This is a genomic window from Planobispora rosea (assembly GCF_014648175.1).
GTDB lineage: Bacteria > Actinomycetota > Actinomycetes > Streptosporangiales > Streptosporangiaceae > Planobispora > Planobispora rosea.
This window is the reverse complement of sequence record NZ_BMQP01000019.1, coordinates 115,204-128,349: the sequence shown is the minus strand read 5'-3', so window position 1 is coordinate 128,349 and position 13,146 is coordinate 115,204. Positions and strand designations below refer to the sequence as shown.

The following is a 13,146-nucleotide window of genomic DNA, read 5'->3' as shown; positions in this document are numbered from 1 at the left end:
GTGGTCGAGGGACGGCCCGCGCCGGACGCGCCGCTCGTGCTCGACGGCTTCGAGGCCCGAGTCCGCGCGACACCGGCCGCCACCGCCGTCGCCTTCAGCGGCGGCACGACCACGTACGCCGAACTGAACGCCCGCGCCGAGCGGGTCGCCCGCGTGCTGCGCGGGCGCGGGGCCGGGCCGGAGACCGTCGTCGGCGTCAACCTGCTCCGGCACGAGCACCTGCTGCCCGCCATGCTCGGCTGCTGGAAGGCGGGGGCCGCGTACGTGCCGCTCGATCCGGCCTTCCCGGTCGAGCGCCGGAAGCTGATGCTCGCCGACGCGGGCGCGGCCGTCGTCCTGGTCGAGCCGGTCACCGACGACCTCACCGGCACGCCCGGCCTGGACGTCGTCTCGATGCCCGGCATCGTGGCGGGTACGGAGGCGGGCGCGGAAACGGGTACGGAAACGGGTCCGGTGGCGGGCCCCGGGCCGGAGACCGGCGCCGGGGATCCGGTCACCGGTGGCCGGAAGCCGCTCGACCCCGACTCCCTCGCGTACGTGATCTACACGTCCGGTTCGACCGGACGGCCCAAGGGGGTCATGGTCAGCCACGGGTCGCTCGCCGGGTACACCGAGCACGCGGCGGCCTACCTGCGGGGCGAGGGCGGCGTGCCGCTGTTCCTGTCGGTCGCCTTCGACATCTCGGTGCCGGCGCTGTATCCGCCGCTCGTCACCGGCAGGCGGGTCACGATGCTGCCCGACGACCTCGACCTGGCCGCCCTCGGCCGGGCGCTCGCCGACACCGCGCCGCACGCCTTCATCGACCTCACCCCCTCCCATCTGGAGCTGCTCTGCCACCAGCTCGGTCCCGCCGACGCCGCGCGGCTGGCCGGGCTGCTCGTCGCGGGCGGCCAGGCGCTGCCGTACGCGCACGTGCGGTCGTGGCGGGAGCTCGACGCGAGCACGCCGATCGTGAACGAGTACGGTCCGACCGAGGCGACCGTCGGCTGCCTGCGCCACCCCGTGGACCACCCCCCGGATCCGGCCGACGGCGTCGTCCCGGTGGGGACGCCGATCCCCGGGGTCGTCGCCCACGTCGTGGACGAGGAACTGCAGCCGGTCCCTCCGGGGATCGAGGGCGAACTGTGCATCGCCGGGCCGTACCTCGCCCGCGGCTACCTGGGCAGCCCCGGGCTGACCGCCGAACGCTTCGTGCCCGCGCCCGGCGGCGGACGCCTCTACCGGACGGGCGACCTCGCCGTGCTCCGCGGCGGAGTGCTGGAGTTCCGCGGCCGGATCGACGACCAGGTCAAGATCCGCGGCTACCGCATCGAGCCGGGCGAGATCGCCGCCGTGCTCCGCGACCACCCGCGGGTCCGGGACGCCGCCGTCGTGCCGCGCGAGCAGCCCGGCGGGGTCCGGCTGGTCGCGTACGCGGTGGGGGAGGCGACCTTCGAGGAACTGCTCGCGCACTGCAGGGGGAAACTGCCCGAGTACATGGTGCCCGCCGCGTTCGTCACGCTGGAGGCCCTCCCGCTGACTCCGCACGGCAAGCTCGACACGGCCGCGCTGCCCGGCCCCGATCCCGTCCGGGCCGCCGAGTACCGGGCCCCGGAAACGGAGACCGAGGAGATCGTCGCCGAACTGTGGACCGAGGTCCTGGGCGGAGACCCGCCCGGCGTACACGACGACTTCTTCGTTGCGGGAGGCGACTCGGTCAGCGCCATCCGGATGATCGGCGGCATCCGCGACAGCTTCGACGTCGACGTCCCCTTCCGCACGTTCTTCGCCGGACCGACGGTCGCCGCCCTCGCCGCCGCGGTCGAGGCCGCCGTGCGCGCCGAGATCCAGCAGATGACCCACGCCGAGCTGCTCGCCTACGGTGAGGATCGGGCATGAGCATCCCCGATCCCGGACCCGCCGCCGCGGAGAGGCCCGCGCGGGACACCGCCGCGTTGCGGGAGGACCTGATCAGGCGGCGGCTCGCCGGCGCCAGGCGGCGACGGCGGGGGATCCCCGCCGCCGACCGGTCGGGCCCGCTGCCGCTGTCCTTCGGGCAGCTGCGGCTGTGGCTGCTGCACCAGCTCGACCCGGACAGCCCCGAGTACCTGGTGCCGATGGCCATGCGGCTGCGCGGCGCCCTGGACACCGCCGCCGTCCGGCGCGCCTGGGACGCCACGGTGGCCCGGCACGAGATCCTGCGGACCCGCTACGTCGTGGTGGACGGCACCCCCGCGCAGGTCGTCGACGAGGCGGCGCCCCTGGCCGTACGGGAGGCCGACCTGACCGGACTGCCCGAGGACGAGCGGCTCGCGGCGGCGCTGGAGGTCTTCGAGCGCGAGGCCGGCACGCCGTTCGCACTCGACCGGGAGTGGCCGGTGCGCGTCTGGCTCGGCACCCTCGGCCCCGGCGACCACGTCATGATCACCGTCTACCACCACATCGCCTTCGACGGCTGGTCGCTCGGTGTCATCGACGCGGAGTGGCCCGCCCTCTACCTGGGGTACGCCCTCGGCGAGCCCGACCCGGCCGCCGCCCTGCCGCCGCTGCCCGTCCAGTACGGCGACTACGCCGTCTGGCAGCGTGAACGCCTCGCGGGCGGGCCGCTGCTCGACCGCGAGCTGGCCTACTGGCACACCCGGCTGGCCGGGCTGCCCGCCCTCGACCTGCCCACCGACCGGCCGCGGCCCGCCGTGCGGGACTGGGCCGGCGCGAAGGTGGAGTTCACCGTGCCGCCCGGCCTCACCGAACGGCTGCGCCAGGCCGGCCGCGACCACCAGGCGACCCTGTTCATGGTGCTGCTCACCGCGTTCCAGGTGCTGCTGTCGCGCTACACCGGCCAGCGGGACATCGCGATCGGCACCCCGGTCGCCGGCCGCACGCTGCCCGAGCTGGAAAGGATGATCGGGTTCACGGTGAACACGCTGGTCATCCGGGGGACGTGGCGCGGCGACCCGTCGTTCGCCGCGCTGCTCGGCCAGACCAGGACGGCCGTGCTCGACGCGCTCGACCACCAGGAGCTGCCGTTCGAACGGCTCGTCGACGATCTCGAACCCGACCGCGACATGTCGCGCAACCCGCTCTTCCAGGTGATGTTCGGCCTGCACAACGAGGAGTCCGGCGAGGGCGACTACGGCGTGCTGACCGCCGAGACGCTGACGACGCGCAGCGCGGTCGCCAAGTTCGACCTCAACCTGCACTTCGAGGAGACCGCGGCCGGCGGCCTGTCCGGCGTGCTCGACTACGCCACCGCGCTGTTCGACCGCGAGACGGCCGAACGTCTCGTCGTCCACCTGCGCCGCGTCCTGGACGCGGTGGCCGCCGGCCCCGCCCGCCCGATCTCGGCGTTCGCCCTCACCGGCCCGGACGATCCGGTGACGGCCCCCCCGCAGGCTCGGGCGGGGGCGGAGCCGGTCGTCGACCGGGTGGAGCGCCGGGCCCGGTCACACCCCGCCGACGTCGCCCTGACCGCGTGGACCGACGCAGCCCCCGCGGGACCGGGGACCGGGCCCGGGGCGGGCGGCGGCCGGGTCACGCTGACATACGCCGATCTCGACCGGGAGGCCGACCGGCTCGCGTGGCGGCTGCGGGAGGCCGGGGTGGGACCGGAGCAGCGGGTGGCCGTCTGCCTGCCGCGCGGCCCCGGCCTCGTGCCCGCGCACCTGGCCGTCTGGAAGGCGGGCGGCGCCTACGTCCCCCTCGACCCGGCCCACCCGGACGCCCGCCTCCACGACATCCTCTCGGACTCCGGCGCGGCCGTCCTCATCACGGACGCCGGCCTGGCCGGACGGTTCGAGGAGGTGGCCGCGGACCCGGCCGGCGAGCCCGGCGGCGTACGGCTGCTGCTGACCGGCGAGCGGGAGGAAGAGGCGGGAGGGCGGGCGACGGGCCGGACCGGGCCGCCGCCCCGGGACACCGGCCCGGACGGGCTCGCCTACGTGATCTACACGTCGGGATCGACCGGGCGGCCGAAGGGGGTCGCGGTCACGCACCGGAACCTGGCCCGGCTGCTCGCGGCGACCGAGCAGGGCTTCCGGTTCGGCGCGGATGACGTGTGGACGTGCTTCCACTCGGCCGCGTTCGACTTCTCGGTGTGGGAGATCTGGGGCGCGCTGGCGACCGGCGGCCGGGTCGTCATCGTCCCCCACGACGTCTCGCGGTCGCCGGACGAGTTCCTCGACCTGCTGTGCGCCGAACGCGTCACCGTGCTCAACCAGACGCCGTCCGCCTTCTCCGGGCTGGTGGCCGCCGCGGGGCGGGGCGACCCCGGACTGGCCGGGCTCGCGCTCCGCCTCGTCGTCTTCGGCGGCGAACGCCTCGCCACCGCCTCGCTCGCGCCGTGGTTCGACCGGTTCGGCCCGGACGGCCCCGAACTGGTCAACATGTACGGCATCACCGAGACCACCGTCCACGCCACGGCCCACCGCGTCGAAGCGGTCGAGGACGGGGAGGGCAGCCGCATCGGCCGCCCCCTGGACGACCTCAGCGCGGTCGTCTTCGACTGCTACGGCGACCCGGCCCCGCCCGGCGTCGCGGGGGAGATCCGCATCGGCGGCGGGGGCGTCGCCCGCGGTTATCTCGGCCGTCCCGCCCTGACCGCCGAGCGGTTCGTCCCCGACCCGTACGGCCCGCCCGGCTCACGCGCATACCGCTCCGGCGACCGGGCCAGATCCCGCGCCGACGGCACCCTGGAGTTCCTCGGCCGGCTCGACGACCAGATCACCCTGCGCGGCCACCGCATCGAGCCCGGCGAGGTCGAATCCGTCCTGACCCGCCACCCCGCCGTCCGCGAAGCGGCGGTCACCGTCCGCGACGGCCGCCTGGTGGCGTACGTGACCACGGACGGCACCGGCACCGCGCTCGACGCCGCCGGGCTGCGGGCGCACTGCGCCAGGGCTCTGCCCGCGTACATGGTTCCCGGCGTCTGCGTCCGGGTGGACGGGCTGCCCCTCACGCCGAACGGCAAGACGGACCGGCGGGCCCTGCCCGACGCGGACCCCGTGGAGGCGCCGGCCGGGCCTGCGGGCGCCCCCCGGACGCGGACCGAGGCGCTGATGATCGAGTGCTGGTCCCGGGCCCTGGGACGTGCCGGATCCGGCGCGGGCGTCGGCGTCGACGAGGACTTCTTCGAGATGGGGGGAGACTCGTTGCGCGCGGTCGCGCTCGTGGGGGACCTGCGGGCGGCCGGGTTCGACGTGAGCGTGCGGGACCTGTTCGAACGCCGGACGCCGGCCCGGCTGGCGGCGCTCGCCGACGAGCGCCCGGCCGCCGAGCAGGCACCGCCGGTCGCGCCGTTCGCGCTGCTGCCCGCCGACGACGTGGCCAGGCTCCCGGCCGGTACGGCCGACGCCTACCCGCTGTCGCAGATCCAGGCGGGAATGGTCTACCAGACGCTCCTGCATCCGGAACGGGGCTACTACCACGACGTCTTCGCGTTCGTCGTCCGGGACGACCGCCCCTTCGACGAGGACGCCCTGCGCGCGGCCGCCGCGGCGGCCGTCCGGCGGCACGAGAACCTGCGCACCTACGTCGACCTGGCCTCCTACTCGGTCCCGATCCAGATCGTCCGGCACGACGCCGAGCTCCCGATCGAGGTCGAGGACCTCCGGGGACGCACCCCGGAGGAGATCGCGGCGGCGGTCGGCCGCCGGGTGGCCGCCGAACGCGACCGGTTCCTCGACCTGTCCGAGCCTCCGCTGATGCGCCTGCACGTCCAGATCGAGGCGGACGACCGCTGGCGGCTGTGGACGACCCTCCACCACGTCATCGTCGAAGGCTGGAGCCACCACCGGCTCCTGATGGAGCTGGTCGACGACTACCGCGCCGTCGCCCGCGGACTCCGGCCCGCCGCCCCCGCCCCCGCCGCCGTACGGCACGCCGACTTCGTGGCCGCCGAGCTGGCCGCGCTCGACTCGCCGCAGGACCAGGCGTACTGGGCGGACGTACTCGGCCGCTACGAGCGCTGGGCCGTACCGGACGACTGGGGCGACCCCGCCGCGACCGGCGAGATCGACAGGATCCACGTCGACCTCCTCGGCGCGTACGAAGGGCTGCTCCGGCTGGCCTCGGCCGCCGGGGTGCCGCTCAAGAGCGTGCTGCTGGCGGCGCACCTGAAGGTGCTCAGCGCCTTCACCGGGGACGTGGCCTTCCACACCGGGCTGCTGTGCGACGCCCGCCCGGAGGCCGCCGGGGCCGACCGGGTGACCGGGATGTTCCTGAACATGGTGCCGTTCCCGTTCGAGCTGCGTGCGAGCACCTGGCGCGACCTGGTCCGGGAGGTCTTCGCCACCGAGGTCGCGCTGTGGCCGCACCGGCGCTTCCCGCTGCCCGAGATGCGCCGGCGCTGGGGCGGCGGGGCGGACCTGCTGCCCGCGTTCTTCAACTACCTCGACTTCCACGTCGTGGACACCGAGGTCGTGGACCTCATGGAGAGCATCGGCGAGGGGGACAACGAGTTCCCGCTGACGGTCGTCACCCTCGGCGGCACCCTCACCCTGACCACCCACCGCCGCGTCGTCAGCCGGCGCTCCGCCGCCCGCCTGGCCGAGATGTACCGCCTGGTCATCGCCTCCATGGCCGCCGACCCCGCCGGCGACGCCCTCGCCCTGCCCATCGGCGACGCCCTCGCCCTGCCCATCGGCGGCGCCTCACCGCAGCGGCTCCCGGCACCCGAGACGCCGGAGCGGCTCCCGGTGCCCGAGACGATCGCGACCCGGGCCGGGGAGGCGCCGGGCGCCGCGGCCGTGACCGGCGCCGGTCCACCCCTCACCCTCGGAGGGCTCGACCGGCTGGCGCGGCAGGCGGCCGGGCGGCTGGCCGAGGCGGGGGCCGGGCCGGAGCGGGTCGTCGGGGTACGGCTGGCCCGGGGGCCGGAGCTGATCATCACGTTGCTCGGCGTCTGGTACAGCGGCGCCGCCTACCTCCCGCTGGATCCCTCCTGGCCGGATCGCCGGATCACCGGCCTGCTGGCCGACGCCCGCGCCACGATCCTCGTCACCGACGCCCCCGTCCTCCCCGAGATCCCCGGTGCGGCGCCGCCGGACGTCACCGTGATCACCCCGGCCGACTGGACGGACGCGCCCGCCGTCCGGCCCGCTTCGATCGACCCCGACACCCTCGCCTACGTCGTCTTCACCTCGGGATCGACCGGCCGCCCCAAGGGGGTGGAGGTCACCCACCGCAATCTGTCCGGATATCTCCGGCACGCCGCAGGGCGCGGCAGCTCGCCGCTGCTCGCCTCGTCCGCCTACGATCTCGCGGTCACCGCGCTGTTCGCACCGCTGATGACCGGTGGCCGCGTCCACCTGCTGCCCGAGCACGCCGACCCGGCCGACCTCGGCCGGCTGATCGGGGACGGCGGCCCGTACGGCTTCGTCAAGCTGACCCCGTCCCACCTGGACGTGCTCTCCCGCACCTGGCCGCGGGACGCCGCGCCGCCCGCCAGGGACGTGGCGGGAACCTGGATCGTCGGCGGCGAGACCCTGACGACCGCGCTGGCCCGCCGCTGGCTGGCCGTCGCCCCGGGCACGACGGTCGTCAACGAGTACGGCCCCACGGAGGCCACCGTCGCCTGCACGGTCCACCCGGTGGACCCGCAGCGCGACCCGCCGGGGGAGCGGGTGCCGGTCGGCCGGGCGATGCCCGGAGCCGAGGTCCGCGTCCTGGACCGGTGGTTCGAACCGAGGCCGGCCGGCGTGCCCGGCGAGGTCATGATCGCCGGCACCGGCGTGGCCCGCGGCTACCGCGGCCGCCCCGCGCTCACCGCCGAGCGGTTCGTCCCCGACCCCTACGGGCCGCCCGGCTCGCGCATGTACCGCTCCGGCGATCTCGGCCGCGTCCTGGACTCCGGCGACCTCGACCTCCTGGGCCGGGTCGACGACCAGGTCAAGATCCGTGGCCACCGCGTGGAGCCCGGCGAGACCGCCGCCGTCCTGGCCGCCCACCCGACCGTCCTCGACGCCGTGGTGATCCCCTCGGACGGCCGCCTGGTGGCGTACGCCGTACCGGCAGGACAGCCGTTCGCCGAGGACGACCTGCTCGCGTGGCTGCGTGAACGGCTGCCCGCGCCGCTGGTGCCGTGGCGGATCGTGGAGATCGCCGTCGTGCCGGTGACCGCGGGAGGCAAACTCGACCGGGCCGCGCTGCCGCCGCCGGAGCCGCCCGCCCGCACCCGCGAGCCCAGCCCGCCCGCCACCCCGACCGAGATCGGCATCGCCGAGATCTGGCGTTCGGCGTTCGGCCGGGAGGAGATCGACGCCGAGGACGACTTCTTCGACCTGGGCGGCCACTCGCTGCTCATGCTCCGCGTGGTGGGCCTGGCCGCCGAACGCGGCCTCCCGCTGCGCGCCGCCGACATCCTCGAACTCCGCACCGTACGCGCGATCGGCCACCGCATCGACACCGCGGGCACCGATCAGGCGTCACTGTTCTGGCTGCGCGGCGGCACCCGTGAGCCGCTGATCACCGTCCATCCGGCCGGGGGCAGCTCACACTGGTACCTCCCGCTGGCCGAACGGATGGAGACGCCGGTGGCGGCGTTCACCGTACCGGGACTGGAATCGGCGGACGACATCGGGACGCTGGCCGGGCACTACGTCGCTCAGCTGCCCCCGGCGCGGCGCCACCACCTGTTCGCCTGGTCGTCGGGCAGCGTGATCGCGTGGGAGATGGCCGCCCGGCTGACCGCGCTCGGCCGCCCGCCCGCCCGGCTCACACTGGCCGACCCGATGTCCGACATCCCCGGCAGCGACGTCGGTGAGGAGACCTTCGACCTGCTCGAAGCACTGCTGCGCGAGCCGGGAGGGAACCGGCTGGCGCGCGCGATGACCGGCCACCGCGCCCGGCGGCTGCTGTCCGACCTCGGCGTCACGGCCTCCCGGGACGACTTCGCGGCGCTCGGCGCCGAGCTCAGCCTGTGGCGGGCGCTCGACCGGGCGACCGCCGCCTACCGGTTCGCCCCCCTGCCCGTGCCCGTCGTCCTGGTGGCCAGCGACGACTGCGCCGGAGGCCGGCACAGCGTCACCGGCCACCAGCCGTACCCGGTCTACCTCGCCCGCTGGCGGGAGCTGGCGGGCGGCGGGCTCACCGTCAGACGCCTCGGCTGTACCCATCGCGGCGTGTTCAACCCCCCCTACGTCGACACGCTCGCCCGCATCGCCAACGAGGTGATCACCCATGACGTCCACTGACGGTGTCCCGGCGGGTGCCGGGCGGCACCATTCCGGGACCGCCCGGCACCTGCTGACCCTCGCCGATCTCACCGCCGCCGACCTCGACCGCCTCGTGGAGCGCGGCTGCGCCATCGCCGCCGAGGTGAGGGCCGGTGACCCGGCGCTCGCCGGCATCCTGCGCGGCCGGGTCGCGGGTGTCTACTTCACCCGCACCTCGACCCGGACCCGGACGGCGTTCTCCAGCGCCGCCCTCCGGCTCGGCGCCGGCCTGATCGCCTACGGGCCCGGGGACCTGCAGCTGAACACCGGCGAGACGATCGAGGACACCGGCCGCGTGCTCAGCGGCATGCTGGACGTCCTCGTCGTCCGGACGGCCGGGCCCGTCGCCGAGATGGCGGCGCTGGCCGCGCAGCGGCGGATGGCGGTCGTCAACGCGATGAGCGCCGAGGAGCATCCCACCCAGGCCCTCGCCGACCTCACCACCCTGCGCGCCAGGTTCGGCGCGCTCCCGGGCCTGCGCGTCCTGTACGTCGGCGAGGGCAACAACACCGCCACCGCGCTGTCCCTCGCGCTCACCCGCTACCCGGGTACCGAGCTGCACCTGCGCACACCCCCCGGCTACGGTCTGCCGCCCGCCACCGCGCTCAAGGCCAAGGAGTACGGCGCCGCCAGCGGAGCCCTGCTCGTCGAACGGCACGACATGGCCCAGCTCCCGCAGCGGGTCGACGCCGTCTACACCACCCGCTGGCAGACCACCGGGACCACCAAGCCCGACCCCGACTGGCGTGCGGCATTCGCGCCCTTCCAGGTGAACGAGACGCTGATGGACCGCTATCCGGACGCCCTCTTCCTGCACGACCTGCCGGCCCACAGGGGCGAGGAGGTGACCGCCGGGGTGCTGGACGGTCCCCGCAGCGTCGCCTTCGAGCAGGCGGAGAACAAGCTGTACAGCGCCATGGCCGTGCTGGAGCGGGCGGCGGGAGGTGACCGGTGGTGACCGCGGGCGGCGCCGGCCGCCCCGAGGTCCGCCCCGAGGCCCACCTCGAGGCCCACCCCGAGGTCCGCCCCGACGACCGCCCCGACGGCCGTGCCGGTCCCGGCATGGCCGTGCGCGGCGAACGGCTGCTCGCCGACATCGCGCGGCTGGCGGCGATCGGCGCCCGGCCGGACGGCGGCGTCGACCGGGTGGCCGGATCGCCCGCCGACCTGGCCGCCCGCGACTGGCTGGGCGCGCGCATCGCCGGGGCGGGCTGCTTCACCTGGCGCGACACCGTCGGCAACGTCTTCGGTCGGGCCCCCGGCGGCACGGGCCCGTGGCTGCTCGCCGGGTCGCACACCGACACCGTCCCCGGCGGGGGCCGCCTCGACGGCGCGTACGGCGTGCTGGCCGCGCTGGAAGCGCTGCGCACCCTGCGCGAGAACGACCACCCGGCCGCCCGCGCACTGGAGATCGTCAGCTTCTGGGACGAGGAGGGCGCCTCCCCCACCTCCGAGGGGGGACTCGTCGGCTCCACCGCGTTCTGCGCCGGTGACCACATCACCGACGTCGCCGCCTTCCTCGAACCGCACATCGAGCAGGGCCCCCGGATGGAGCAGGCCGGGATCGACCTGGCCGTGGTCGACGGCATCGTCGGCATCGACCGGCACGCCGTCGTCCTCACCGGTGAGACCAACCACGCGGGCACGACTCCGATGGCCCGGCGCGCCGACGCCGCCCGGGCCGCCGCCCGCGTCCTGGTCGCCGTCCGGGACATCGCCGCCGCGACCGATCCCGGCATGGTGGCCAACGTGGGCTGCGTCGACGTGCTGCCCGGCGCCCCGAACGTCGTGCCCGGCGAGGCGCGCCTGGTCGTCGAGTTCCGCGCGGCCACCCGTGCCGCCCTCGACCTGGCCGCCGCACGACTGATCGGGCACGCCGGGGCCGTCGCGCGGGACGAGCGGTGCGCGGCCGCCGTGACGCCGCTGTCGCGCAAGCCGGAGTCCCGGTTCGATCCGGGGCTGTGCGGGCTGCTCGACAGTGCGTGCCGCGGCCTCGGCGTACCGGTGACGAACCTGGTGAGCTTCGCCGGCCACGACGCCGGGGTGCTCAGCAGGCACGTCCCCACCGCCATGCTCTTCGTGCCGAGCACGGGCGGGGTCAGCCACGCCCCGGCCGAGCACACCCCCGACCGCCAGCTCGTCCTGGGGTGCCAGGCGCTGCTCGACACGGTGGTCGCCTGGTGGTACGGCAGAAGCACGCGGCTCGTGACATCCGACCTGGCGAGAGGAGAATGATCGTGACGGCTGTGCGGGTGAGAGGACTGCGCAAACGCTACGGCGGCGTCGTCGCCGTCGACGGCATCGACCTGGACATCCAGCAGGGCGAGGTGTTCGGTCTGCTGGGACCGAACGGCGCCGGCAAGACGACGACCGTGGAGATCCTGGAGGGCTACCGCGCCCGCGACTCGGGCGAGGTCGACGTGCTCGGCATGGACCCCGGGAAGGCGCCCAACTCGTGGCGGGACCGGATCGGCGTCGTGTGGCAGAGCACCGCCGACACCCCCGAGCTGACCGTCGCCGAAATCATCGGGAACTTCGCCCGCTACTACCGGCACCCGCGCGACCCCGGCCGGGTCATGGAGCAGGTCGAGCTGACCGAGCAGGCGGGCAAGCGGGTACACGCCCTGTCCGGCGGCCAGCGGCGCAGGCTCGACGTCGCGCTCGGCATCATCGGAGATCCCGACCTGCTGTTCCTCGACGAGCCGACCACGGGCCTCGACCCCGAGGCCCGGCGCAGGTTCGCCGACCTCATCCGCGGACTCGCCGCCGAGGGGACCACGATCCTGCTCACCAGCCACTACCTGGACGAGGTCGAGACGCTCGCCGGACGGATCGCCGTCATCGCCCGAGGGAAGATCGTCGCTGAGGGCTCGCCCAAGACGCTCGGCGGCCGGGCCACCGCGGTCAGCACCGTCCAGTGGGTGGGCGAGGACGGCCTGCACACGATCGAGACCGACACCCCGGCCAAGGCCGTCGCCGACCTGTACGCGGAGTCGGGGGAGGTCGCCGGGCTCACCGTCACCCGGCCCACCCTCGAAGACGTCTACCTGAAGCTGATCGGAGCCGACGATGAGTGAACGCGTCACCCTGCCCTCCGTGACGGAGGAGCGACCGCCGCGACCCGCGCCCGACCGGTTCGCCCGCGCCGAACCGGGCCGCGCCCTGCGGCTCGGGCTGGTGCGCACCGGTCTGGAGACGCGGATGTTCTTCCGCGAGAAGGACCAGATCGCCTTCGTCTTCTCCATCGCCGTCGTGATGCTGGTCATCCTGGCCTCGATCTTCACCACCCGGTACCGCGGGCTCGACGTGACGGTCTCCCAGGTCTACGCGGCCGGGCTGATCGGCACCGGCATCATGGCCGTCAGCTTCCAGAACCTCGGCATCTCGATCGCCGTCGAGCGTGACCTGGGGGGCCTGCGGCGGCTGGTCGCCACCCCGATGCCGCCGAGCGCGTACTTCATCGGCAAGGTGGGCAGCGTGTTCATCGTGGCCGTCATCCAGATCGCCATCCTGCTCGGCATCGGTGTCGCCTTCTTCGACCTGGAGCTGCCCTCCGCGATCGGCCCGTGGCTGACCTTCGTCTGGGTCTTCGTCCTGGGCCTGGCCTCCATGACGATGCTCGGCATCGCCGCCAGCAGCGTGCCCCGCTCGGCGCGCAGCGCGACCGCCGTCATCACGCTGCCGTTCGTGGTGCTGCAGTTCGTCTCCGGGGCGTTCATCCCGCACACCGACCTGCCCGACTGGCTGCTCAACCTCTCGGCCGTCTTCCCCCTCAAGTGGCTCTGTCAGGGCATGCGCTCGGTCTTCCTCGGCGAGGAGGCCGCCGTCCTGGAGCTCACCGGCGACTACGAACTCGGCAGGGTCGCCCTCGTCCTCGCCGCCTGGACCGTCGGAGGCCTGGTCCTCTGCCTGCTCACCTTCCGCTGGAAGGACAACCGTACGAAGTGATCCACGGCGG

Annotated in this window: 6 protein-coding genes and 1 pseudogene; all 7 read left to right on the top strand. The window is 74.8% G+C overall.

What is annotated here, in order from left to right:
• Nucleotides 1-1,311: pseudogene (locus IEZ08_RS40780) on the top strand (amino acid adenylation domain-containing protein); the annotation flags it as partial.
• Nucleotides 1,312-1,332: 21 nt separating this feature from the next.
• A complete protein-coding gene (locus tag IEZ08_RS40775; protein WP_444544059.1) occupies nucleotides 1,333-1,878 on the top strand; it encodes a phosphopantetheine-binding protein in 546 nt (181 codons plus the stop codon).
• Nucleotides 1,875-9,167 (top strand): non-ribosomal peptide synthetase, encoded by a 7,293-nt coding sequence (locus IEZ08_RS20325; RefSeq protein WP_189242683.1) that lies wholly within the window; start codon nucleotides 1,875-1,877, stop codon nucleotides 9,165-9,167. The genes IEZ08_RS40775 and IEZ08_RS20325 overlap by 4 nt, the downstream gene beginning before the upstream one ends.
• The gene (locus IEZ08_RS20320; protein WP_084780282.1) at nucleotides 9,154-10,146 is read left to right on the top strand and encodes an ornithine carbamoyltransferase; all 993 of its coding nucleotides are present in this window, start codon (nucleotides 9,154-9,156) and stop codon (nucleotides 10,144-10,146) included. Before IEZ08_RS20325 ends, IEZ08_RS20320 begins: the two co-directional genes overlap by 14 nt.
• Entirely contained in the window at nucleotides 10,143-11,423 is a 1,281-nt protein-coding gene (locus tag IEZ08_RS20315; protein ID WP_203863423.1) for a Zn-dependent hydrolase, read from the top strand. Before IEZ08_RS20320 ends, IEZ08_RS20315 begins: the two co-directional genes overlap by 4 nt.
• Nucleotides 11,420-12,265 (top strand): ABC transporter ATP-binding protein, encoded by an 846-nt coding sequence (locus tag IEZ08_RS20310; protein WP_203863422.1) that lies wholly within the window; start codon nucleotides 11,420-11,422, stop codon nucleotides 12,263-12,265. Before IEZ08_RS20315 ends, IEZ08_RS20310 begins: the two co-directional genes overlap by 4 nt.
• Nucleotides 12,258-13,136, top strand: coding sequence for an ABC transporter permease (locus tag IEZ08_RS20305; protein WP_068924283.1), 879 nt, complete (start codon nucleotides 12,258-12,260; stop codon nucleotides 13,134-13,136). The genes IEZ08_RS20310 and IEZ08_RS20305 overlap by 8 nt, the downstream gene beginning before the upstream one ends.
• The last annotated feature ends 10 nt before the right edge of the window (nucleotides 13,137-13,146 follow it).